Source organism: Myxococcaceae bacterium JPH2, from assembly GCA_016458225.1.
Lineage (GTDB): Bacteria > Myxococcota > Myxococcia > Myxococcales > Myxococcaceae > Citreicoccus.
The window spans coordinates 940,443-960,886 of the sequence record JAEMGR010000001.1 but is presented as its reverse complement, the minus strand read 5'-3'; the positions used below and the strand labels follow the sequence as shown (position 1 = coordinate 960,886).

20 protein-coding genes are annotated in these 20,444 nt (G+C 68.3%); 10 read left to right on the top strand and 10 right to left on the bottom strand.

Annotated elements, in window-relative coordinates:
• Positions 1 to 10: 10 nt before the first annotated feature.
• Positions 11 to 571: a MarR family transcriptional regulator gene (locus tag JGU66_04045; GenBank protein MBJ6759921.1), complete on the bottom strand. Its 561-nt coding sequence runs from the start codon at positions 569 to 571 to the stop codon at positions 11 to 13.
• A gap of 59 nt (positions 572 to 630) precedes the next feature.
• Between JGU66_04045 and JGU66_04040 the strand changes: the two genes are divergently transcribed.
• Complete coding sequence (locus JGU66_04040) at positions 631 to 1,335, top strand: hypothetical protein (protein MBJ6759920.1); 705 nt, start codon at positions 631 to 633, stop codon at positions 1,333 to 1,335.
• 154 nt (positions 1,336 to 1,489) lie between these two features.
• Here JGU66_04040 and JGU66_04035 read toward each other — a convergent pair whose 3' ends face one another.
• On the bottom strand, positions 1,490 to 1,801 hold the full coding sequence (locus JGU66_04035; protein MBJ6759919.1) for a hypothetical protein: 312 nt from the start codon (positions 1,799 to 1,801) through the stop codon (positions 1,490 to 1,492).
• A gap of 430 nt (positions 1,802 to 2,231) precedes the next feature.
• Between JGU66_04035 and mtnA the strand changes: the two genes are divergently transcribed.
• Positions 2,232 to 3,347 (top strand): S-methyl-5-thioribose-1-phosphate isomerase, encoded by a 1,116-nt coding sequence (gene mtnA / locus JGU66_04030; GenBank protein MBJ6759918.1) that lies wholly within the window; start codon positions 2,232 to 2,234, stop codon positions 3,345 to 3,347.
• Positions 3,344 to 4,018 carry a class II aldolase/adducin family protein gene (locus tag JGU66_04025; GenBank protein ID MBJ6759917.1) on the top strand — a complete coding sequence of 225 codons (675 nt, stop codon included), beginning with the start codon at positions 3,344 to 3,346 and terminating at the stop codon, positions 4,016 to 4,018. Before mtnA ends, JGU66_04025 begins: the two co-directional genes overlap by 4 nt.
• A 30-nt stretch (positions 4,019 to 4,048) precedes the next feature.
• On the opposite strand, the gene JGU66_04020 is transcribed toward JGU66_04025, so the two are convergent.
• From JGU66_04020 to JGU66_04000, 5 genes are all read right to left on the bottom strand, one after another.
• Positions 4,049 to 4,993, bottom strand: a complete 945-nt coding sequence (locus tag JGU66_04020) for a hypothetical protein (protein MBJ6759916.1) — start codon at positions 4,991 to 4,993, stop codon at positions 4,049 to 4,051.
• Positions 4,994 to 5,199: 206 nt separating this feature from the next.
• Positions 5,200 to 5,718: an FHA domain-containing protein gene (locus JGU66_04015; protein ID MBJ6759915.1), complete on the bottom strand. Its 519-nt coding sequence runs from the start codon at positions 5,716 to 5,718 to the stop codon at positions 5,200 to 5,202.
• A gap of 85 nt (positions 5,719 to 5,803) precedes the next feature.
• Positions 5,804 to 7,450 carry a long-chain fatty acid--CoA ligase gene (locus JGU66_04010; protein MBJ6759914.1) on the bottom strand — a complete coding sequence of 549 codons (1,647 nt, stop codon included), beginning with the start codon at positions 7,448 to 7,450 and terminating at the stop codon, positions 5,804 to 5,806.
• Between the two features lie 53 nt (positions 7,451 to 7,503).
• Complete coding sequence (locus tag JGU66_04005) at positions 7,504 to 8,541, bottom strand: 6-phosphofructokinase (protein ID MBJ6759913.1); 1,038 nt, start codon at positions 8,539 to 8,541, stop codon at positions 7,504 to 7,506.
• Positions 8,542 to 8,623: 82 nt separating this feature from the next.
• Positions 8,624 to 10,090: an amidase gene (locus JGU66_04000; protein ID MBJ6759912.1), complete on the bottom strand. Its 1,467-nt coding sequence runs from the start codon at positions 10,088 to 10,090 to the stop codon at positions 8,624 to 8,626.
• Between the two features lie 119 nt (positions 10,091 to 10,209).
• Here JGU66_04000 and nagB point away from each other — a divergent pair, with 119 nt between their 5' ends.
• A complete protein-coding gene (gene nagB / locus JGU66_03995; protein MBJ6759911.1) occupies positions 10,210 to 10,956 on the top strand; it encodes a glucosamine-6-phosphate deaminase in 747 nt (248 codons plus the stop codon).
• 6 nt (positions 10,957 to 10,962) lie between these two features.
• Here nagB and JGU66_03990 read toward each other — a convergent pair whose 3' ends face one another.
• A complete protein-coding gene (locus JGU66_03990; protein MBJ6759910.1) occupies positions 10,963 to 11,865 on the bottom strand; it encodes a DMT family transporter in 903 nt (300 codons plus the stop codon).
• Positions 11,866 to 12,000: 135 nt separating this feature from the next.
• Between JGU66_03990 and JGU66_03985 the strand changes: the two genes are divergently transcribed.
• The 4 genes from JGU66_03985 to JGU66_03970 all read left to right on the top strand — a co-directional run bounded on the left by JGU66_03985 (position 12,001) and on the right by JGU66_03970 (position 15,508).
• A complete protein-coding gene (locus JGU66_03985; GenBank protein ID MBJ6759909.1) occupies positions 12,001 to 12,897 on the top strand; it encodes a LysR family transcriptional regulator in 897 nt (298 codons plus the stop codon).
• 24 nt (positions 12,898 to 12,921) lie between these two features.
• Complete coding sequence (locus JGU66_03980) at positions 12,922 to 13,275, top strand: dehydrogenase (protein MBJ6759908.1); 354 nt, start codon at positions 12,922 to 12,924, stop codon at positions 13,273 to 13,275.
• A gap of 320 nt (positions 13,276 to 13,595) precedes the next feature.
• Positions 13,596 to 15,041: a DUF2380 domain-containing protein gene (locus tag JGU66_03975; GenBank protein ID MBJ6759907.1), complete on the top strand. Its 1,446-nt coding sequence runs from the start codon at positions 13,596 to 13,598 to the stop codon at positions 15,039 to 15,041.
• A complete protein-coding gene (locus JGU66_03970; protein MBJ6759906.1) occupies positions 15,038 to 15,508 on the top strand; it encodes an NUDIX hydrolase in 471 nt (156 codons plus the stop codon). The genes JGU66_03975 and JGU66_03970 overlap by 4 nt, the downstream gene beginning before the upstream one ends.
• Before the next feature lie 81 nt (positions 15,509 to 15,589).
• Here the strand turns inward: JGU66_03970 and JGU66_03965 are convergent, their stop codons facing one another.
• Both JGU66_03965 and JGU66_03960 read right to left on the bottom strand, forming a co-directional pair.
• On the bottom strand, positions 15,590 to 16,843 hold the full coding sequence (locus tag JGU66_03965; GenBank protein ID MBJ6759905.1) for a hypothetical protein: 1,254 nt from the start codon (positions 16,841 to 16,843) through the stop codon (positions 15,590 to 15,592).
• 535 nt (positions 16,844 to 17,378) lie between these two features.
• Positions 17,379 to 17,678: a hypothetical protein gene (locus tag JGU66_03960; GenBank protein MBJ6759904.1), complete on the bottom strand. Its 300-nt coding sequence runs from the start codon at positions 17,676 to 17,678 to the stop codon at positions 17,379 to 17,381.
• Between the two features lie 407 nt (positions 17,679 to 18,085).
• Here JGU66_03960 and JGU66_03955 point away from each other — a divergent pair, with 407 nt between their 5' ends.
• Both JGU66_03955 and JGU66_03950 read left to right on the top strand, forming a co-directional pair.
• Entirely contained in the window at positions 18,086 to 18,832 is a 747-nt protein-coding gene (locus JGU66_03955; GenBank protein MBJ6759903.1) for a pentapeptide repeat-containing protein, read from the top strand.
• A gap of 361 nt (positions 18,833 to 19,193) precedes the next feature.
• Positions 19,194 to 20,369, top strand: a complete 1,176-nt coding sequence (locus JGU66_03950; GenBank protein MBJ6759902.1) for a beta-lactamase family protein — start codon at positions 19,194 to 19,196, stop codon at positions 20,367 to 20,369.
• Positions 20,370 to 20,444 lie beyond the last annotated feature (75 nt).

Sequence of the window (20,444 nt, the reverse complement as noted above, 5' to 3'; positions counted from 1 at the left end):
AGGCGCGGCGTCAGGGCGTGCCCTTCTTGGGGCGACGGCCCTTTCCTCCCGAAGGCAGTGGAGGTGCGCCCGAGGCGGTCTTCCCGACGTGTCGCATGCCGGGATGGACGCCTGGGGTGAGGCCCTGGTGTTCCGCGATGCGCAGGAGCAAGGCGCGAAGCTGGCCCCGCTCACGCTCGTCGAGCGCCGCACAGACGGCCTCGTCGTGGGCGCGTGCGATGCGGCCGACGGACTCCAGGGTCTGTCGGCCTCGCGGGCTCAGGTGGAGTTCATAGAGGCGCCGGTCCTCGGGGTTGTCGCGCCGCTCGACGAGCCCGCGCCCTTCCAACTCGTCCACGAGCAGGACCATGCGGCTGGGGAGGATGGACAGGCGCTTGGCCAGGGCGTGCTGGCTGGAGCCTGCCCCGTGCCCGAGGGCGCGCAGGATGCCGACCTGGGGCGGTGAGAGGCCGGTGGGACCCAGGTTCTCGGCGAACCGGGAGGCGGCATGGGCGCCAATCTGCGCGAGCAGGAACGCGGTCGACCCGCCTTCTCGGCCTGGGCCCGGCCGCTCCTCTTCATCCTTCTTCATGAATCGAATCTAGCGTGCCTACATTGTTTGATGGATGAATCGTTCGCGAGGTGAACGATATGCGTGAAAACAATGTGGAGTCGCAGTTGATGGTGGTGAAGCATCCGGGGCCGCCGCTGGTGATGGTGGCGTCCATCTTCGCGGCCTTGTTCGTGGCGAGCCTGGGCTTGTCGATCGCCATCGCGAAGGGGACACCGTTCCCCTCTCCGTTTCAGGTCGAGGAACTCTCGCTGGCGTACTTCACGGCGAACGGGGTCGCGGTGCGGACGAGTGCGTTCTTGCAGTTCTGCGCCTCGGTGCCGTTGGGCATCTTCACGGCGACGGTGGTGAGCCGGCTGCGCTTCCTTGGGGTGAACGTGGCGGGGACGACCATCGCGCTGTATGGCGGGTTCCTGGCGTCCTTCTGGATGGGGGCCTCGGCGTTGGCGCAGTGGGTGTTGTCCGAGCCAGGAATCGCGGCGTCGCCGGGCGTGGTGCGAGCGTTCCACGTGCTCGCGTTCTTGACGGGAGGGCCGGGCTACGCGGTGGGGATTGGGTTGCTCATCGCGGGCGTGGCGGTCTCGGCGGGTCTGCACGGGCTGGTGTCGCGGACGTTGATGGTGATGGGCCTGGTGGTCGCGTCCCTGGCGGAGTTGTCCGCGCTCTCGCTGGTCCTCCCCGCGGCGGCCTATCTGCTGCCCCTGGCGCGCTTCCCGGCCTTCGTCTGGCTCATCCGAACGGGCTTGGCGCTCCCCAAGGGGCGCGCGGTGTCGTCAGGCGAGTGAGCCGTTCGCTGATGCTTCGTGAGGGAATGGTGACCTCGAATCGTCCAGGGTTGCCATGAGACAGCGGGGCTCGCATGGCCCTCGGGGATACGCGCGTGACCGAAGGTATCCACGAGGGTTGTTGTGAGTTGTCTACACCCGGAACGGGCGTGTTTCAGGGTTGCGATGTCGAGGCGGGCTGGGACTCGGGCGTGGCCTCGTGGCAGGTCGCCTCCAGGTCCCAGTTGATGAGCTGGCGCTCTTGCTCGGTCTGCTCCGCGGCGAGGCCCGGCGCGCAGTCCGGACCATGGGTGGCGCACGTGTAGATGTGCCAGTCCCCGGGCCACCCGGCCGTGCACCAGCGACTGCAAGGCACCGTCCAATCACAGACGTCCAGGCACTCTCCATAAGGGTTGGGTCCAGCCACCGCGGTGAGCGGCAGGGCGAGGCTGGCCAGGACGACGAGCGACTTCATGACTCGAGACATGGTGGGCTCCGAAGGCAGAACGTCTGGGACCGCGAGGGGAAGTCCGAGAAGCAATGCGACGGCGTACATCCCGTCCAGTGAGCCGAGCTGAATGTCTTGCGGGAAGTGCGCGCCTGGACGGATGCCGACTTGAGAATAACAGTCAGTCTTTGCCGTGTCTTCTCGCCCCGCTCGGACCCGGGTGTGCGTCGACTGCGCGGAGGTGTCGTCATGTCACACGCGCGTGACGTGGAATGAGCACGGCGCCCTGATTCACGTGGGGACGGTGTCTGGGATTGACGCACCGCTGCTCGGCCGTGAGCGCGGGTGCTGTTCCCCTCCTGGGGACCGTGTGCGCCCCCGCCTCCACCCGCCGCGCGGAGTCCTTTCGGCGGCGCGCCGGGGGCTGCTACCTTCGGGGGAGAATCCGCTCCCCGAGGAACGACGCTCCATGAAGGTGAATGGCCACCCGATGCGCTCCATCTGGGTCGAGTCCGACGGTGTGTCCGTCGGCGTGCTCGATCAGACCCGCCTGCCCCACGCCTTCGTGAAGGTGCGGCTCTCCACGGCGGAGGAGGCGGCCCACGCCATCCGGAGCATGCTGGTGCGCGGCGCCCCCCTCATTGGCGCCACCGCCGCGTATGGCCTGTGTCTGGCCCTCCGCGTGGATGCCTCGGACGCCGCGCTCAAGGCCGCGCACGCCATGCTCCGCGCCACCCGCCCCACGGCCGTCAACCTCCACTGGGCGCTCGACGGCATGCTCGCGGCGCTCGCCCCCCTCCCTCCCGCCCAGCGCGAGGCCGAGGCGTGGCGCCGCGCCGCCGCCCTCTGCGACGAGGACGTGGCCATCAACCGCGCCATCGGCGAGCACGCGCTGAAGCTCTTCCAGGCCGCGTGGGAGAAGAAGGGCAAGCAGGGCCGCCTCAACGTGCTCACCCACTGCAACGCGGGGTGGCTCGCCACCGTGGATTGGGGCACCGCGCTCGCGCCCATCTACCTGGCCCACGACGCGGGCCTCCCCATCCACGTCTGGGTGGACGAGACGCGCCCCCGCAACCAGGGCGCGGGCCTCACCGCCTGGGAGCTGGGCCAGCACGGCGTTGCGCACACCGTCATCGCCGACAACGTGGGCGGCCACCTCATGCAGCACGGCATGGTGGACCTGTGCATCGTCGGCACGGACCGCACGACGGCCCAGGGCGACGTGGCCAACAAGATTGGCACCTACCTCAAGGCGCTCGCCGCGAAGGACAACGGCGTGCCCTTCTACGTGGCGCTGCCCTCGCCCACCATCGACTGGACCCTCCGCGACGGCCTCAAGGAGATCCCCATCGAGCAGCGCGAGGGCACGGAGCTGAGCGAGGTGTCGGGCCGCCTGCCGTCCGGAGAGGTGGCCACCGTGCGCATCACCCCGCCCGGCAGCCCCGCCGCCAACTACGCCTTCGATGTGACGCCAGCGCGGCTCGTGACGGCGCTCGTCACGGAGCGCGGCGTCTGCCCGGCCACCGAGGAAGGCATGCTCTCGCTCTTCCCCGAGCGGCGGGCGGCGCGAGGCACAGGCTCGTGACGGGGGAGGGTGAGCACCGGGCGCTGCGCGAGGCGATGATCGCCACCGCGCGGCGGATGAACAGCGCGGGCCTCAACCAGGGCACCTCGGGGAACCTGAGCGTGCGCGTGGCGGGCGGCTTCCTGCTCACCCCCACCGGCATGGACTACGACGCGCTCGTCCCCGAGGACCTCGTGTTCATGCGCTTCGACGGGAGCCACGAGGGCCGGCGACGTCCGTCCTCGGAATGGCAGCTCCACCGCGACCTGCTCGCGGCGCGGCAGGACATGGGCGCGGTGCTCCACACGCATTCCATGTTCAGCACGACGCTCGCGTGTCTGCGCAAGAGCATCCCCGCGTTCCACTACATGATCTCCGCGGCGGGGGGCACGGACGTGCGCTGCGCGGAGTACGCCACGTTCGGCTCGGCGGAGCTGGCGCAGAACACCCTGGCCGCGCTGGAGGGGCGCAAGGCCTGCCTCCTGGCCAACCACGGCCTCGTGGTGCTGGGCGTGGACCTGCCCGCGGCCTTCAAGCTGGCGGTGGAGGTGGAGACGCTGGCCGCCATGTACTGGCGCGCCCTCCAGGTGGGCACGCCCGTGGTGCTCGACGGCGCGGAGATGACGCGCGTCATCGACCGCTTCAAGACCTACGGCCAGCAGCCCGCGCTCCCTGAAGACTCCCAGGACTGACGCGCGGGCCGGGCCGAGGACGCGCGCGGGTTAGAACTTGCCCGCGCGCGCCTGGTCGAACGGGACGCGGTGGTTGAGGTACGTGGTGTCGATGGAGTGCGCCTGCACGGGGCTGCCGCTCTCCGTGAAGCGGTGCACCACGGCGCCCTTGCCGGGGTGGTGGAGGAACTCGTCCAGGCCCTTGCCGTCGCCCAGGCCGAACGCGCCCGGCACGATGTCCTTCGTGTTGACGTAGTGCACGTAGTTGGGGCCGTCCGGATAGGACATGGCCGCCGCGCCGAACGTCTCCACGTTCAGCTTGGACATGGTCTTCTCCACGTCCGCCTGGGACAGCCCATCTTCGATGCGCAGCCGGCGGGCCACGTCACCCAGCGCGCGGCTGGTGATGAGACCGCCCTGGCTGTGCGCCATGACGTGCACCGAGCGCCCGGCCTTCAGCTCCGAGTAGAGCGTGTCCGCCAGCGTGTCCACCGCCGGGTTCTTGCCCTTATCGAGCTTGTCCTTGGCGCACTGGATGACGTCCGCGACGGCGCCCTCCGTGGAGTTGTGGATGCCAATGGCCTTCGCCCCCGTCTTGTCGGCGATCTCCTGGAGCGTGTAGGACTGGGTCGCCTTCTCCGTCAGGATGCCGTTGACGTAGACCACGGTCTCCTTCGGGTTCGGGTTGTTGCGCGGCGTCACGCCCGGGATGGACGACAGCGGCGTGTTGGGCGGGAACGTCTGGCCCCCCGCACCCACGAACTGGCCGTCGTACTTGCGGTCCGGCTGGCTCCCCTTGCCGAACAGCTCCTTCACCGTGGTGGCCTTCGCCTCCACCTTGTGCTCGAAGGCGTCGACCGCCTGCCCGACCTTGCGACCACCCTCGGCGACCTGGTGCGCGGTGTTCTGCACCGTGTGCTTCACGTTGTCGACAGCGTGCTCAGCACCGGTCCGGACCCGGTTGAGGATGTTACGGCCGCGCTCGAGGGGGTTCATGGAAGCTCCTGCGGAATTGGATGAAAAGTGACAACGATTTCCAATTCTCCTGGATCAACCTCCACGAGTTGCGTCTCACGAATGACGCAACGAGTTGTCTGTCCAAACCCCCTCCGGGTTGGACTTGACTCCAAGTGTGTTAATTTTGTGGCGCCGACAGAATCAAACGGTGTCGACAGAATGATGACGCGCAATGTCAGACGCGCTCACCCTGCCTGGAGATGGGCGTGGAGTGTCTCGGCGCGGAGGAAGAGGAACTGCGCGTCACCGAAGCCCAAGGCATCGCCATCATTGAGCATCCACTCCTCACCCTCGTTCAGCGAGCGGGTGTTGAGCCACGTGCCATTCATGGAGCCAGAGTCGCGCACGGAGCAGGTGTGCGCCGCGGCGTGCCAACGCAGCACGGCATGGAGCTTGGAGACGGAGGGGTCATGGACGACCAGCTTGCAGTCCTCCAATCGGCCCACGGTCAGCTCCTGGCCGTCGTGGTCCGGACGGAGGAAATGGACGTTCAGCGCGTCGAAGCCCTGGAGCATGACGAGCAGTCGCTCGACGAGGCGGGAGCGGTGCGCCATGCCCACGGTGCGGGCCTGGGCCAGGCGCAGGGCCACCTGCTGGAAGACGGGCTCGGGCGGCTGCTGGATGAGGACCACCGCGCCGGAGGCATCCAGGAAACTGGCCAGAGGGGCACGGGCGAAGGGGCGCAGTTGCTTGACGGTGGGCATGCGCTCCCCGTTCTACACCCGTGCCGGTGCGCGGTGCGGCCGGCGCGGTCGCCTCTGTTGAGGGCCGCGCCGAGCCAATCCGCGGTCAGCTGCCCGAGGAGGCGGTGCCCGACGCCTTGAGCAGGTGATCGCCGAAGTCCTCGCGCAGCTTCGTCTTGAGGAACTTGCCAGTGGAGGTCCGCGGAATCTGGGGGATGAACAAATAGTCGTCCGGCAGCCACCACTTGGTGACGAGCTTCTCCAGGTGCGCGGCCAGCTCCTCCTTCGTGGCCTGCTGTCCTTGTTTGAACACGACCGCGGCCAGCGGACGCTCATCCCAGCGCGGGTGCCGGCCCGCGAACACCGCGGCCTCCAGCACGGCCGGGTGGCTCATCAGCGCGTTCTCCAACGCCACGGAGCTGATCCACTCACCTCCCGACTTGATGACATCCTTGCTGCGGTCGGTGATGTGCAGGTACCCCTCGGGGTCGATGGTGACCACATCGCCTGTCTTGAACCAACCATCCGAGGAGAAGCGGTCCCCGCCCTCGTTGCTGAAATAGGAGGCCGCCACCCAGGGCCCGCGCACCTCCAGCTCGCCCATGGTCGCGTTGTCCCAGGGCAGCACTTCTCCGGTGTCGCTCACGTGGCGCGTCTCCACGAAGGGCACGGGGAAGCCCTGCGAGGCATTGGCCGCGAGCTGGGCCTCGGGGGTGGCGTGGTGCAGGTCTCCCTTGAGCCGCGCCAGCGTGCCCAGGGGGTTCATCTCCGTCATGCCCCAGGCGTGCAGCACCTCCAGGTCGTGGCGCTTGCGGAAGCCATCAATGAGCGACGGCGGCGCGGCCGAGCCACCAATCACCATGGTGCGCATGGCGTGGAGGTCCCAGCGCGTCGGCTCGCGGTCGAGCAGGGCGAGGATGCCCAGCCAGATGGTGGGCACGCCTCCGGCGATGGTCACCTTCTCCTCGGCCATCAAGTCGAGCAGCGATGGCGGGTCCAGGTGCGGTCCGGGAAAGACAATCTTCGCGCCGGTGGCCACGCAGTCGAAGGGGAGCCCCCAGGCCGCCGCGTGGAACATGGGCACCACCGGGAGCACGGTGTCCGCTTCGCGCAGCCCGAGCACCTCGGGAAGACAGCACACCAGCGTGTGCAGCACCGTGGAGCGGTGGCTGTAGAGCACGCCCTTGGGGTTGCCCGTGGTGCCGGACGTGTAGCAGAGCGCCGCGGCGGTGTTCTCGTCCAGGCGGGGGAAGTCGAAGTGGGTGGGCTCGGGCCCCAGCAGCTTCTCGTAGTCGAGCATGCCCTCGGGCACGGGCCCGTCATCCGGGACGACGATGACATGCTTCAGCGAGGGCACCGCGGCCTGGAACTTCTCCAGCAGGGGGAGCAGAGAGCGGTCCACGATGACGACCTGGTCCTCGGCGTGGCGCGCGATGTAGCCCAGGTCCGTGGGGTGCAGGCGGAGGTTCAGCGTGTGCATCACCGCGCCCATGGCGGGCACGCCGAAATACACCTCCAGGTGACGATAGTGATTCCAGCTCAGGGTGGCCACCCGGTCGCCCTGCTTCACTCCCAGTTTCGTCAGGGCATGGGCGAGCTGACACGTGCGCCGGTAGAAGTCCGCGTACGTATAGCGATGCAAGGACTTGTCCGGGTTGCGGCTGACAATCTCCGAGCGGGCGAAGTACGTGCGCGCACGCTCCAGGAAGTGGGTCAGCGTGAGCGGAAAGTCCATCATGCGGCCGGTGAGCATCGGCACCATCCCTTGGCGTGGGGGTCAGGGCGCCGATGCTACCGGATGTCGGGTCAGCCGAAGAACACCTGGGCGACCTCGAAGAACGAGCGCGGCACCTGCTTGAGTTCGCGGGTCGCGACGGACAGCTCCTCGCTGACAATCTCATTGCCGCGCAGCGCGGCCATCTTCCCGAACTCGCCGCGGGCCACCATGTCGCAGGCATGCACGCCATAGCGGGTGGCCAGCACGCGGTCGTGGGCCGTGGGGGCGCCGCCGCGCTGGATGTGGCCCAGCACGGACACGCGCGTCTCGAAGCCCGTGCGCCGCTCGATCTCCGCCGCGATGAGATTGCCCACGCCGCCCAGCCGAGGCCGGCCGGCCTCGTCCAGCGAGCCGGTGGTGATGAGCTGCTCACCCTGGTCCGCCGCCATCTTGATGCGGGTGCCCTCGGCCACCACGACGATGGAGAAGGAGCGCCCGCCGGCATGTCGGCGCTGGATGTGCTGCGCGACGCGCTCCAGGTCCGCGGGAATCTCTGGCACGAGGATGACGTCCGCGCCGCCCGCGATGCCCGCGTAGGTGGCGATCCACCCGACGTGCCGGCCCATCACCTCGCAGACGATGACGCGCTTGTGGGACTCGGCGGTGGAGTGGAGCCGGTCCACCGCCTCGGTGGCGATGCTCACCGCCGTGTCGAAGCCGAAGGTGAAGTCCGTGCCGTTGAGGTCGTTGTCGATGGTCTTCGGCACGCCGACGATGCGCAGGCCCTCCTGGGACATGCGCGTGGCGGCGGACAGGGTGCCCTCGCCGCCGATGGCGATGATGGCGTGGATGCCATTGCGCTCCACGGCGCGCTTCACGCGCTCCAGGCCGTTCTCCACCTTGAACGGGTTGACGCGCGAGGTGCCGAGGATGGTGCCACCGCGGTGCAGGATGCCGGAGGTGGTCTCTCGCGTGAGGCGGAAGTGATTGTCGTCCAGCAATCCCTTCCAGCCATCGCGCAGGCCCATCATTTCAATACCGTGCTCGCTGGCACGACGGACGATGGCTCGGATGACGGCGTTGAGGCCGGGGCAGTCTCCCCCGCCAGTGAGCACGGCGACTTTCATGGGGGACGTTCTATCGCGCCCGGTGCCAGTTCCGTGAGGACCGATTGCCCGAGCGCCCGCCAGGGGGCACAGCGTCCCCCTGCTACCCGAACAGGGGCGGACGCCGCGTGGCCCAGGGCTGGGCGGCTTCCAACTGGGCGGCCAGCCGGAAGAGGGTGGCCTCGCCGCCAAACCGACCCAGGAACTGCACGCCCACGGGCAGCCCGTCGGGCGTCCAGTGCAGGGGCACGCTCATCGCGGGGTGGCCGGTGAGGTTGGCCAGCGGGCTGTAGGGCGTGAAGGACGCGGCGCGGAACAGCGGCGTGAGGGGCGCGTCCGCCGGAGCGCCGAAGGTGCCGAGCGCCGGAGGCGGCTCCGCCACGGTGGGCATGAGCCAGACGTCCACGTCGGTGAAGGCCCGAGCCTGCGCGCGGGCGAAGCGTTGCAGCTCCGCCTGGGCTTGGAGGAACGCGCTCAGGCCCTGCGAGAGGCCGAACTGATACAGGCTCCACGTGAAGGGCTCGAAGTGCTCGGGCCCGGGCGTGCGGCCCAGGCGCTGCGCGAAGCTGTCGATGGTGTAGACGACGCCCGCGGCCCACACCGTCATGAAGTGCAGGCTTAGGGATTCCTCGTTCGGCAGGGAGTGATCCGCGAGGACGCCGACCCGATTCAGGTCATCGAGGGTCTCCTCCTCGATGACGATGTGGCCCAGCTCCTCCAGCAGGTTGGCGGCCTGACTGACGGCCAGCAGGCACTCGGGGTGGATGGGCGCGCCCATGGCATTGCGCAACTTGAGTCCGATGTGGAGCTGGCCAGGGGGCGTCCCCACTTCCTGCAAGTAGGGGCGCGTCTTGGGCGGTGCCAGCGTGGGAGCGCCTGGATCCGCGCCCTCGGTGGCGTCGAGCAGCGCGGCGCTGTCGCGCACGGAGCGGGTGACGGCGTGCTCCACGACGAGCGCGTGATACGGGTCCGCCAGCTCGGGGCCGAGCGGATTGCGGCCTCGCGTGGGCTTGAGTCCGAAGAGGCCGCAACACGCGGCGGGGATGCGGATGGATCCACCTCCATCGGCGGCGTGCGCGAAGGGCACCATGCCGCTGGCCACCGCGGCGGCGGCGCCTCCACTGGAGCCGCCGACGGTGCGCCCCAGGTCCCACGGGTTCTTGCACGCGCCCAGCAGCGCGCCCTCGGTGGTGGGCAAGAGGCCGAACTCGGGGGTGTTCGTCTTGCCGAGCACGACGAGCCCGGTGCGAAGCTGGCGCTGGAGCAGCTCCGCGTCGTGGTCGGGGACGAAGTCGCGCGAGAAGCGCGAGCCTCCCGTGAGGGGGACACCCGCCTGCGCGAGCAGGAAGTCCTTGAGGAGGAAGGGCACGCCGGTGAAGGGGCCTTGGGGGAGCGGGCGCTTCGCCTTGTCGCGGGCCTGCTCGAACTGGGTCTGCGTGACGGCGTTGAGTTTGGGATTGAGCCGTTCGATGCGGGCAATGGCGGCGTCCACCAGCTCCAGCGCGGAGACTTCCTTGCGGCGGACGAGCTCCGCCTGCGCGGTCGCGTCGAGTGTCACGAAGGGGTCCATGTGGCCCGCAGTCTAGCGCGTCTTCTGTCCACGGGGCGCCGACGGCTCTGTCCTCTTCCCGCCAGCCAGGGGAATGGACGCGGCAAGGACGCGCGGGCGCCCTATGCTGTGGGCCGCTCGTGAACCTGCGTGTCTTCAGCTCCGAGAAGGAAGCCGCCGAGGCCTGTGCCGCCCGTCTCGCGGAGGCGGTGCGTTTGCAGCCGGACCTTGTGCTGGGGCTGCCCACCGGCCGCACCCCGCTCAACGTCTACCGGGAGTTGGTGGCGCTCACGCGACGCGGGGGGCTGGACCTCTCGCGGGTGGTGACCTTCAACCTGGACGAGTTCCTGGGGCTGCCGCCCGAGGACGCAGGCAGCTTCCGCGCGTACATGGAGCGGCACCTGTTTCATCACGTGAACCTCTCGCCCGAGCGCATCCACTTCCTCGATGGGAGCGCGGAGGACGCCGAGGCCGAGTGCGCCCGTTACGACGCGGCGCTCGCCGCCGTGGGGGGACTGGACCTGCTCCTGTTGGGCATCGGCCCCAATGGACACATCGCCTTCAACGAGCCGGGCGAGTCGCTGGTGGCCTCGTGTCACCGCGCGCGCCTCAGTCGCGAGACGCGGCTGGCCAATGCCATGTTGTTCGGAGACGACCCCTCGCGCGTGCCGATGGCGGCGCTGACCTTGGGGGTGTCCAGCATCCTCCAGGCGCGGCGCGTGGTGTTGCTCGCGTTCGGTGCGAGCAAGGCGGCGGCGGTGACCGCCATGCTGCACGGGCCGGTGACGCCGCACTGTCCGGCCTCTTTCCTCCAGCTCCACCGGGACGTGGAGGTCTGGTTGGACGAGCCCGCGGCGCGCGGGGTGCGGCACCACCGCCCGCGGTGAGGCGGCTCAGGCCGGCGCGCGCTGGCTCAGCACCACGCCGCCGAGGATGAGCACGCCGGCGATCGCCAGACTGGGCGTCACCGCCTCGTCCAACAGCAGCCACGCCCAGGCCACGCCGAACAGCGGGACGATGTACGTCACCGTGACGGCTCGGGCCGCGCCGATGCGCTGGATGAGCCGGAAGAACACCGCGTAGGCGATGCCGGTGCACAACACTCCGAGCCCCGCGGCGGCGGCCCAGGACTTCGCCGGGATGGCGTGCTCGGGCCACGAGAGCAGCGCGAAGGGCGACAGCAGCAGCGAGGCGCAGAGCAGCGTCGCCGCGGCGATCGCGCCCGGGGCCAGTCCGGTGAGCTTGCGGCGCACCAGGTTGGCGCCAATGCCATACAGGAACGCGGCCGTGGTACCCGCCGCCGCCGCCCAGCCGAGGCTGGCCCCCGCCGCCTTCCCGCTCGCGAGGACCACCACGCCCGCGAAGCCCGCGACCAGCGCCACCGCTCGCCGCGTTCCGATGCGCTCGCCGTAGAACACGAAGCCCACGAGGGCGGTGAACAGCGCGGCCATGCTGTTGGTGATGGCGCCCACGCCCGCGGGTGCGCGCTGCGCGGCCCAGGCGAACAGCGAGAAGGGCACCGCCGAGTTGATGGCGCCCACCAGCGCCAACATGGGCCAGCGCGCGAGCGTGAAGTCGGCGCGCGCGCGCCACAGGAGGGGCAGCAGCACGAGCGCCCCGAGCACCAGCCGGACCTCCACCAGGGGCAGCGCGCCGAAGTCCTTGGCGGCCATGCGCATGAAGAGGAAGGACGCGCCCCAGACGGCGGCCAGTCCGCCCAACTCGAGAGGGGTGCGCCAGGAGGTGGAGAGGGAGGGGGAGACGGGTGTCGCGGGGGAGAGGGCGGGAGCGCTCATGGGGGAGGGATCCGTTTCAGGGAAGCGGCGACACGTTTAACGGGCTGGGTGTCCGCGGCGCATTCTGGATATCGCGGTCCGGGCCACAAGCGCGTACTCTGAGCGGCAGACACAAGCCAGATTTGAGGCTCACCCTTGGCCCTGCGAACGGACCTGCTTCCCGCGCTGGCGGCGTTTGAGTCCGCCGCCCGCCACCAGAACTTCGCCCATGCGGCGAAGGAGCTGCACCTGACCGCCAGCGCGGTCAGCCACCACGTGCGCCAGTTGGAGGCGCGGCTGGGGCTCGTCCTGTTTCAGCGTCACGCGCGCGGGGTGGCGCTGACGCCGCAGGGGCGCCAACTCGCCGATGCGGCCAGCTCCGCGATGTCCGACATGGACAGCGTGATGCGCAACCTGCTCGCGGGACGGGACTGGCCCGAGCGGGTGCGCGTCTCGATGCTGCACTCGCTGGCCTATGGGTGGCTGCTGCCGCGTCTGCCCGCGTTCGTTCGGGTGCACCCGGGCATTCGCGTGCACGTCGACACCGAGGCGGCGCTGGCGCGGTTTGACGAGGGCGGCGCGGACCTCGCCATCCGCTACGGGCAGGGCCCCTGGCCTGGACTGACCGCGCATCACTTGATGGACGACGCCTTGTTCCCCGTGGCCTCGCCTGTGCTGCCGGGGCTCGCGAGCTTGCGCGAGGCCGCGGACCTCGCGGCGCTGCCGCTCATCGCCGACCTGTCTCGGCAGGGTTGGAACGACTGGTTCCGCGCGGCGGGGGTGAGGGACGCGCGAATCGACGAGCGCTTCCACTTCAGCGACACGTCCGCCGCGCTGATGGCGGCCACCCAGGGACTCGGCGTGGTGCTGGCGCGTGAGCGCGTCTCGGCGGCGTATCTCGCGGATGGGCGGCTCGTTCGCTTGCCTGGACCTTCCATGACCACGCGCTTTTCGTACTTCGTGGTGTACCCCGCGCATCGGCGATTGAGACCGGCGGCGAAGTCGTTCGCGGATTGGGTGCTGGCGCAGCCGGAACCCGCGCGAGTGCGCTAGGGTCACGCGGTCAAGGAGTCTGCAATGGCATACATGCTGTTGGTGTTGGAGTCAGGCGCGGAGCGGCGCACTCGGCCGCCGGATGTAGCGCGGCGCGCCTTCGAGCGCATGGGGCAGTTCGTCGAGAGCATCACGGCGCGAGGCGTGTGCAAGTTCGCCGACTCGCTCAAGTCCGACGCCGAGGGCGTGCGGCTCACGGTGCGAGCCGGAAAGCCGCTGGTCAGCGACGGGCCCTTCACGGAGGCGAAGGAGATTGTCGGGGGCTTCTTCTACCTCGACGTCCAGACGCGCGAAGAGGCCATGGCCATCGCGAGAGAGTGTCCCGCGAGCGAGTGGGCCACCCTCGAACTGCGTGAGACCGGCCCCTGCTTCTACTAGGGCTCAGCTCGCCGTGAGCCGTGCAGCGAGGCCCACGCTGCTCAAGCAGGGCCTCGCGGATGCATGGGGCGTGATGCGGGGTTCCTCCTGTCTGAACCTGTCACGTCGTTCAGTCTGGATTGAGCTGGCGGTACCTTGAGTCTGCCTTTGCGCGAGTCCTTCGCGGAAGGGCGCTCGGGGGGACCACGACCATGCTCGAACCGTCTGACTCGCGCGCTGTCGGGAGTGTTGGCTTTCTCACGAAGGGCGACGCTCCCTCCACGTTCCTCCGGGACCTGGCGCGCTGGGGACGGGGCACACGCCGCGGTTCTGCTCGGCGGTTGGAGCGCGTCGCTGCCCTCTCGGTTGGAGTGCTCCTGTTGTTGACCGGCTGTGCGTCGGTGGCGCCGGAGCGCGGCCAGACGCTCCACCTGGACGCCCTGCCGCACACTGCTGATGCGTCGGAACGGCTGACGCGCCGTCGTGAAGCGCGTGAAGACGAAGCCGGAGCTGGCTCGGCGGTTGGGGGAGCGCGCGCCAGTGTCGCGCAGACTCGGCGAGCCGTTCTCGATGCCGTCGACGAGGTGAAGGGTTCGACCCGCGGCATTGCCAATTCGCTCTCCAGGCTCGCGGCGCGGAAGCAGGGGATAGGAGGCGCCAATGGCGTGTTCACTCGCTACGTCGACTCCGGCGCCAATCAACTGCGCTGGCTCAGTGGGACAGTGGCGGGGACCACTGCTCTGGCGGAGACGGCGGGAGGAGTCGCGGACGAGGACATGGAACTGGGCATCCTCCGGATGACAGGCCCTCGGCTGCAGGCCGCGATGTTCGGCGCCATCCTCCTGGCGACATGGACTGACTTTCTGGGTCTCGCGGATGTCACGCTCGAGCAGGTCCCCAGCTACAGCGCCGAGCGGCTCTTCGTGGACATGAGCCGTGTGCAGCGGCTGATGGAGCCCACCCTGACTGCGCTCGCATCACAGGACCCCGAGCAGGCCGAAGCCGCGGCGACCGCGATGCCCGCGTTGATGGGCAAGCTGACGCGTGAGTTTGCATCCATTCGCGAGGGGGTTCGTTTGTCCGGGGAGCGCAGTGGGCAGGTCATGGCAGCGGCGCAGGTCCTCGAGATGGTGACCCTGGTCTCGGCGCTGAAGCTGTCTTTGCCACGCTTGCCGCCGCCTCCGGCAGCACCTGTAACGCTTGGGGTGGCCCTCGTGATGGGCGCGAACGGAGTGATGACGGGCTCGCAGCTCGTGGTCTCCGCCGAGTGGGTGGAGATGATTCGGCGGCTCGTGCAGGCGGGCGTCATCTCCCTGCCGGCAGTGAGTGCGGCGGTCCGAATCCACGCCGGTCACGTGCTGATGGCACAGGGGAACGGGGAGCTGCCGCAAGGTGTGCGCGACGCGCTGGGGGACAGCCCGGAAGTTCGCGGCATGCAGGTGAGGGGCAGGGCTGGGGCGGGCATGTCCGATGCGCCGAAGCATCACGTGCTACCCAACGAATATCGAGAGTGGTTCGAGCAACGCGGCTTCAAGGGAGCCATGGACATCGATCAGTTTTGCGTGAGGCTCGAGCAGGCACAGCATGAGGCGCTTCACGGAGGTGGTAACTGGAAGCTGGGGCGCACGTGGCCGGGCGAGTGGAACCGGATGATCATGGAGACGCTGCGAGAGGCCGAAGTTGAAGCTGGACGTAGGCTGACGCGGAATGAGATCTTGAAGGAGGTCGCGAAGCACATGCGGGACTATCAAATTCCAATGAGCTTCACCCCTGGGGCTGGTCGATGAATGGCGGAGAGGCCTGGCTCGGCAACGTCAAGGCTCGGCTGTATGAACGAGCCCGTGCTCTCGGCTATGCCTCGCTCACCGCTTTCGCTGATGCTCGTCCAGCGGTCCCTCTGTATGCACTCGCCGACGAACTGGGGCGAGAGGATGTGGCTGCGGTGCAGGTACTCAGCGGCTTGTTGTATGAGGCGGAGCAGCGCAAACAGGTCGCTCGCTTTGTTCGAGACGTGCTGGTTCGTGAGTTGTCCGAACGTTTTCCGAGTGGCTGGCCGGAGATGCTGGACGACACAATTCGTGGCGAGGTCGCGATGATGCTCGGGTCGTGGACCGCCTACACTCCTGATTCGCACAAGGAGCGAGTCAGGCAGGCGAGAGCCGTACTTCGCGCGTCGCCTCCTCGCGTTGGCTGGCGTCCTCTCGGTCCCGACGATGAGTTTCTGCAGATGCTCCTCCCCGACGAAGAGGCCTGATGCGAGGAGTCGTCATTCTATTCCGAGGATGCTCCCGGCGCGCTCACGGGCTCGCGTGGATGTGACGCGAGCAGGTTGGAGTCACGGGGCCACGACTCGGATGTGCTTCCGTTTGTCGTCGAACTCCAGCTTGCACTCCGATGGTGTCCGCCCCTCCTTGGGGCCCACCATCTCACAGACCTTGACGTCGCACGCGCACGGCGTGCCCGGCTCCGCCTTCGCGCAGGCCGGAGTCTGCGGCATCTCCACCACGTACCCCCGACGCCGGATGGCCAGCGGGAACCAGGCGGGAACCTGCTTGCGCTGGACCGCCGCGAGGACGGCGATCTGCTCCTGCTCCGATTGAGTCAGGGAGTTCGCAGAACCATCCTGGATGTGCTCGGTCACGGAGCACGGCTCCTGGTCGCATTGGATGTGGGGATTGCATAGCAGGGAGGGCTCGCTCAGTTGCGAAGCCACATGGTGGTCAAAGGCCTCGCAAGGCATCTGGGAGCTTGCCAGCAAGAGGGCCCCGGTCTTCTGGATCGAGCCCAGCGCCATGGCTTCACACGCATAATGCGTGGCGACAGCGTCCCCCCAGCTTTCACGCACCCAGGCCAAGGCGGACTCCAACGAGTCCTCGCGGGGGTGCTGCGCCACCGCCCGCAAGAAGAGGGAGTGGAGCAACGGCTCCGTCTCCTTGTCCGCGCCAACCACCGTCATGAGGTCCGTCAGCGCGGCAGCATCCACGATGCTGTCCACGCGTGCGAACCGAACCTTGAGGCCCTCGCGTACTTGTTCTTGAACGGATGCCGGCGAGGCTTGGAGCTCCGACCGCCAGGTGGGATCCCAATAGCTGAAGTCGTTGTTCTTGCCGAGTCGCTTCGTCATCCCCAATGACTGGATGAAGAGCCGAGGCAACTCGGGCTCCGTGGCCACCTGCCGGAAGAGCTGGGACACGGTCGAGAAGGAACTGCAACGGACCAGCTCCGGCGCGGCGGTCTTGAAGTCCTTGGCCGCGTCCCAATTCAGCGTGTCTCCCATTGCATAGGGCGGGCACTCTTCGATGAGCTTGCCTTTGACCTTGTACACCACGCGCCACTGCTTGTTCCCGCACCAGAAGGCCAGGCGGCTCTTGTCAGGAGACGTCTCGATGCCCCCTGTTCTTCTGCCATCGACTCCCGTCGGGCACTCTACCCGCAGTGGCTCATGTCCTTTCACCTCGAGGGTGTAGGTGGTCTCCGTGCCCAGGCCCGGAACCGCCGCGAATCGTTCGACGAGCTTCGGTCCAAAGAAGCTCTCCGTGCCGTCTACCTCTTTCGAGGTGAAGCATCCCCCCAGGATGACAGCCATCATCCCCCCGCCTACCACCCCCCAGAACCTGCCTGTCGTTGCGCGCATGTGGGCTATTCGGCTCAAGTGTGCCGCTCGGTGAATTCCTGCAGGAGATAGCACGCCGACAAAGGGTGCTACACCAGCAAGTCGCGCCACATCGTGCCGGCAGCGCGAGTGCGGGCACGATGCTCGGCGAGGGCTGAGACTTCCAGGGGAGAGTCTCGGTCCGATGCGGACAGTGTCTGCAGTTTCGTCGCGGGAGGTCCGCTCCCAAGCCGAGGACGCCACGGGACGTGGCCTGGGAGTGGCGCCGTTTTGTGACTGCCGCAGCAGCTGGTGTTGGAATCGGGCCTCGGCGCTTCGGGCCGGGTCCGCGTGGTCCGGATGCAGGTCGAAGTCCACGCGGTACATCCGGCCCGTGAAGCGCGCATTCGAGCCGTACTCCGGGCTGACCGCCGAGCCCTTGTCCCGGCCCACGTCGAAGGTCTCGTCAGTAGCTCGCGGACACCGTGCGCGGAATGTGTCCCTCCGCCACCTTCGTGTCGTCGACATACAGTCAGCCCCTGCCGCCCGCCCCGAAGGGCTCGGGCCCTGTCTTCTCGAACTCGTAGCGCAGGGTGTGGCGGCCGGGAGACAGCGGCGCGCTGGCTCGGATGTATGTGTATTCCGGGCCGGGGAAGTTGTAGCAGTACACCGGCACGCCCTGCTTCTGGAGCGGAGCATTGTCCGCCATGGCCCAGCCGACCGGAGAGTGATTGTACGCGCCTGGCTGCCTGAACTGTTCGAGCCGCGCCAGATTCTGCGCCACCGTCTCCGGGACTGACTTCCGCTCCGCCTCGCGCAGAATCGCGACCATCTGCTCTTCGCTGAACCGACGCTTCTTCCCCGCCTGCCTCCGTCGTACCCGGCGCGGCATCCTCTCAAGCTTCAGGTGGTCCGAAAATCCCAGGGCATGTCACCTCCGCGTGCCCCGTCGCTGACGGACAGCTTCGCAAGCGGCCCCGGTGGCGGGGACTGTCGCGGGGCTGGGGACGCTGCAAGAAGCGACTCCTGTTCGTGAGCGACGGGCGGACGTCCCACGCGGGCGGGAGTGTTGTCTGCCGGGACAACACGCTGTCCGATTCACGCTCCGCCGAGGCGAGGCCCGAGCGCACGGATTGAAGCCAGGTATTGGCCTGTGCTCGCGAACTCCGCGCGCGTCGGCTTGAGCGAAGGACCTCGTGGGGCCGTGTGACTGCCGCAGGCCCGGTGTAGTGTCGGACCATGTCCCGCTCCCGTGCGATGCGTCTGCTTCCGGTCTGCCTGCTGGGAATGTCTGGCCTCTTGGGGGCGGGCTGTCCCAGCGAGCTGGAGCAGCGTGCTCGCGGGCTCCTCGTGTCGCGCGAGTGTTCGGGGTGCGATCTCCGCGGGGTCTCCTTGGAGGGAGCGGACCTGGAGCGGGCTCGGCTCTCCGGCGCGCGGTTGGAGAAGGCTCGGCTGGTGCGTGCGCAGCTTCGAGGCGCGGACCTCTCCGGTGTGGACTTCACGCTCGCGGACCTTCAGGACGCGGACCTGCGCGAGTGCAACCTCGACGGGGCGTTCCTGGAGCAGGCGGTTCTTCAGGGGGCGAACCTGGAGGGCGCGGACCTTCGAGGCGCGCGAGGGCTGGAGTCCGCCCGGTACGAGGGCGCGAACCTGCGTGGCATCAACCTGGAGGAGCGCGGCTTCCACGGGCCCAATGGCCCCTACCGCCGCACCGAGCGCTCCCAGGCGTACTCCGTGCCGGTGGGAGGCGCGTTGCTGGCTCGCGCGGACCTGCGAGGCGCCAAGCTGCGGCGCGCCGTGCTGGAGCGCTGCGACCTGGAGAACGCCAACCTGCGCGACGCGGACCTGAGAGAGGCCGTGCTGGAGAACGCCAACCTGCAGGGCGCGCGATTGGATGGCGCCAACCTGTCCGGCGCCATCTGGACGGACGGGAGTCACTGCGCCGAGGGCTCGGTGGGTGAGTGCCGGCCCTCGAAGAAGAAGTAGCGCGAGGCAAGCGGCCTCGTGCGCTCGGCTCTGGGGCGTGGCTCCGCTGACTCGGGCCCGCGCGCCCGCTTCAATCGCCCGTTGAAAGACTCCTCGCGTGTACGGGCTTCAGCCGCCAGTCCGCATGGGCTGAAAGTTCGTCGCGAATTCAAACTCAGACATTTGTTAGGAATTTATTGGTGGTGGCTTCGAAGTCTCGGTGATGACGCCAGGGCAGTTCCTGGTGGGGCGACCTCACGAAATAGACGTATCAGGCTTGGCTTGCGTAGCAGTTCCATGACGCCCGGGTGTTGAACCGCCGACCCGCCCAGCCATGTGTCCGGAAGCCCCCGGCCCGAGGACTTGGGATGTCACCTCATCCATGAACCTTCAGCGATTCCTGACGTGTGTCGTGTGGTTGTCTGTCCTATCAGGGTGCGGCGATGAGCCTTCTGCTCCTGCCCCTTCGTTCACCGCGCTGGATTCACGGGTCGCCTCGGCCATGGAGTCCCTGCATCTGCCCGGCGTGGCTGTGTGCGTGGCGCGAGGCGAGCGCGTGATTTTCTGTCGGAGGTACGGACAGGCAGACCTGGAGACGGGGCGGCCCATGACGGAGCACACCCCGCTGCTGCTCGCCTCCATCACCAAGACGGTCACCGCCGTGACCATCATGTCCATGGTCGAGCGCGGCCTGCTCGACCTGGATAGACCCATCGTGGGCTCGCTCGACTTCAAGCTGGGCCACCCGCACGCCGACGCGGTGACGCTGCGTCACCTCCTCACCCATTCCGGCGGCATCGCCGACAGCGCGGCGCTGGGCGTGACGTTCTATTCCATCGGGCGCGATTCCTCGATTCCCTTGGCCGACGCGGTGCGTGGCTACTTCGAGCCGGGTGGCACCTACTACAACGCAGACGCCAACTTCCTCCCCCAGGCCCCAGGAACAACCTGGTCCTACGCCAACCAGGGCTATTCGCTGGTTGGCCGTATCGGCGAACTCGCCGCGGGCGAGGACTTCCGCGAGGCCTGCCGCCACGCGGTGCTCGAGCCCCTCCGAATGGACCACAGCTCCCTGCGGCTCGATGACTTCTCGCCCAACGAGGTGGCTGTTCCCTATCACTGGAACGGGACCCGCCATGACACCTACGGGCCCTACACGTTCGCTGACTACCCGAACGGAGGACTGTTCGCCTCGGCCTACGACATCGTCCGATTCGCGGCCGCCGTGGGAACCCCTGCGTTGCTCGAGGCGCGCGGCGTGCTGGGACGTGCCAGTCGCGAGGAGATGCTCCGGCCATACATCCCCGCGCCGGAGGTGGATGGGACCCAGGCCATCGGGTTCATCCACACGGAGTTCGCGGGTGAATCCATGTATGGACATGACGGGAGCGAGTGGGGCGTGACGACGTTCATGCGCATCCGCGCAAGGGACGGGATGGCCGCGGTGGTGCTCACCAACAACGGCGTGAAACAGGGCATCGAGCCCGCCCTCGCGATTCTGGAGAGCTTGTTTGAAGTGGGGACGTCGCTCGAACACGCTCCCTCGCGGAAGGATTGAGACCACGGAGGTGACAGCCGGCGCCCGCGGGGGTGTTCAAGGCCGCGTGGGCCGGTCCGTCCCTTCGTTTCCGAA

Bases quoted from the DNA above. Each gene is read 5' to 3' on its own strand.
- JGU66_04045 (MBJ6759921.1), bottom strand. From the start codon at position 571: ATGAAGAAGGATGAAGAGGAGCGGCCGGGCCCAGGCCGAGAAGGCGGG.
- JGU66_04040 (MBJ6759920.1), top strand. From the start codon at position 631: ATGCGTGAAAACAATGTGGAGTCGCAGTTGATGGTGGTGAAGCATCCG.
- JGU66_04035 (MBJ6759919.1), bottom strand. From the start codon at position 1,801: ATGTCTCGAGTCATGAAGTCGCTCGTCGTCCTGGCCAGCCTCGCCCTG.
- mtnA (MBJ6759918.1), top strand. From the start codon at position 2,232: ATGAAGGTGAATGGCCACCCGATGCGCTCCATCTGGGTCGAGTCCGAC.
- JGU66_04020 (MBJ6759916.1), bottom strand. From the start codon at position 4,993: ATGAACCCCCTCGAGCGCGGCCGTAACATCCTCAACCGGGTCCGGACC.
- JGU66_04015 (MBJ6759915.1), bottom strand. From the start codon at position 5,718: ATGCCCACCGTCAAGCAACTGCGCCCCTTCGCCCGTGCCCCTCTGGCC.
- JGU66_04010 (MBJ6759914.1), bottom strand. From the start codon at position 7,450: ATGCTCACCGGCCGCATGATGGACTTTCCGCTCACGCTGACCCACTTC.
- JGU66_04005 (MBJ6759913.1), bottom strand. From the start codon at position 8,541: ATGAAAGTCGCCGTGCTCACTGGCGGGGGAGACTGCCCCGGCCTCAAC.
- JGU66_04000 (MBJ6759912.1), bottom strand. From the start codon at position 10,090: ATGGACCCCTTCGTGACACTCGACGCGACCGCGCAGGCGGAGCTCGTC.
- JGU66_03990 (MBJ6759910.1), bottom strand. From the start codon at position 11,865: ATGAGCGCTCCCGCCCTCTCCCCCGCGACACCCGTCTCCCCCTCCCTC.
- JGU66_03980 (MBJ6759908.1), top strand. From the start codon at position 12,922: ATGGCATACATGCTGTTGGTGTTGGAGTCAGGCGCGGAGCGGCGCACT.
- JGU66_03970 (MBJ6759906.1), top strand. From the start codon at position 15,038: ATGAATGGCGGAGAGGCCTGGCTCGGCAACGTCAAGGCTCGGCTGTAT.
- JGU66_03965 (MBJ6759905.1), bottom strand. From the start codon at position 16,843: ATGATGGCTGTCATCCTGGGGGGATGCTTCACCTCGAAAGAGGTAGAC.
- JGU66_03960 (MBJ6759904.1), bottom strand. From the start codon at position 17,678: ATGGTCGCGATTCTGCGCGAGGCGGAGCGGAAGTCAGTCCCGGAGACG.
- JGU66_03955 (MBJ6759903.1), top strand. From the start codon at position 18,086: ATGTCCCGCTCCCGTGCGATGCGTCTGCTTCCGGTCTGCCTGCTGGGA.
- JGU66_03950 (MBJ6759902.1), top strand. From the start codon at position 19,194: ATGAACCTTCAGCGATTCCTGACGTGTGTCGTGTGGTTGTCTGTCCTA.